The organism is Streptomyces thermospinosisporus (assembly GCF_039526425.1).
GTDB lineage: Bacteria > Actinomycetota > Actinomycetes > Streptomycetales > Streptomycetaceae > Streptomyces > Streptomyces thermocarboxydovorans.
Map to the genome: position 1 here is coordinate 10,443 of NZ_BAAAIZ010000009.1, position 1,466 is coordinate 11,908.

Below are 1,466 nucleotides of genomic sequence, written 5' to 3' on the forward strand. Positions count from 1 at the left end.
CGGACCGCGGCGGCTCCGCGGCCCGGGCGGGGCCCGGTGGAAGGGTTCGGATCACCGGCTGGAGGAACCGGTGTGCGGCCCGGTCACTCCGCCGGGGTGAGCTCGGCCCGGCCGAACAGGAGGGCGTACCCCTGGGGCAGCTGACCGATGATGCGGGTGATCAGGTCCTCGCCCACGAAGGACGGCAGGACACTGAGGACCGAGCTGACGTCCCAGCGCGCGGTCGCCGGGGTCGAGCCCTCGATCCGGGCGGCCACCGACTCCACGAATTCCGCCGCGGTGAGCGGGCGGGTGGCCGGGACCTGGGAGGCGATCACCCGTGCCGCCTCTTCCGGCAGCGCGCGTGCCAGATCGACACGTTCGTCACCGACGACATGACCGCCGAGCGCGGAGAGGACGATGCGGGTGACGCTCTCCGCCTCCGCCCGCGTCCGGTACTGACCGGACTCCCGCACCGCGTCGACCAGTTCCTGCCAGCCGACCTCCGCGGAGCGGGGGACGGGGGCCGGGCGGGCCCGGTCCGGGGCCGGGGCCGGGATCACCGTCTTGCGGCTGGGCATCGTGGTCTCGTGCGGCGTCACCGTGGTCATGGGGCTCCTCTCCTCCTTCGGGGCCTCCGGTCGCTCCCCCGCGCCGCTGCGGGCACGGGAGCGCGTCCCGCGGGCGGCCGGGGTCCGCGGGACGCGTGCGTGAGTGGTGTCAGCTGCTGATCTGCTTGCGGCTGTCGCCGCCCGTGATCTGGATGCGGCGTGCCTTGGCCTCCTCGGCCACCGGGATGCGCAGCGTCAGGACACCGGCCTCATAGGCGGCCTCGATGCGGTCGGTGTCGAGCGTGTCGGCGAGGAACAGCTGCCGGCTGAAGGTGCCGGTGGGCCGTTCCGCGACGATCATGTCGGCGTCCTCGGGGGCCTCAGAGCGTCGCTCGGCGCGCACATTGAGGACGTTGCGCTCGACATCCAGCTCGATCGTCTCGGGGTCGAGGCCGGGGAGATCGAAGTGGACGACGAACTCGTCCCCCGCCCGGTACGCGTCCATCGGCATCGCCGACGAGCGGGCGGCCGAGCCGAAGACCTGCTGTGCGAGTCGGTCGATCTCGCGGAACGGGTCGGTGCGCATGAGCATCACAGTCCACTCCTCCCTTCACTGTGAACTCCGATGCGATGCTCTCCGATCACCTTCTTATATAGCTCCGGAGAGGAAACTTGACAACCCCGGACTCAGGTTCGGTGAGCTCCGAACCGGCGTCGTAGCGGGAGCTGATCACGACGTCGGGGGGAATCGGCGCGGCCGCCGGACCGGCTGGCGCCGTCTCGTGGACCGGGGGCGTAGCCGAGCCGCTCCGGAGCCGGTTCGGAAACACACATGTCGGCGCAGCCGGGCGCGCCCGGATCGGCGTCGCTGCCGCGGCGGATCCGGCGGCGCGATGGGCGCCGGCGGCCGGATCGCGATCACGACGGCGGCGAGGG

At 72.4% G+C, this 1,466-nt stretch carries 2 protein-coding genes; both read right to left on the reverse strand.

Features of this window, described 5'->3' with window-relative positions:
- Window positions 1-83: 83 nt before the first annotated feature.
- Window positions 84-590 (reverse strand): DUF2267 domain-containing protein, encoded by a 507-nt coding sequence (locus tag ABD207_RS04020; RefSeq protein ID WP_344010076.1) that lies wholly within the window; start codon window positions 588-590, stop codon window positions 84-86.
- A gap of 109 nt (window positions 591-699) precedes the next feature.
- Window positions 700-1,122 carry an Hsp20/alpha crystallin family protein gene (locus ABD207_RS04025; protein WP_344010077.1) on the reverse strand — a complete coding sequence of 141 codons (423 nt, stop codon included), beginning with the start codon at window positions 1,120-1,122 and terminating at the stop codon, window positions 700-702.
- Window positions 1,123-1,466 lie beyond the last annotated feature (344 nt).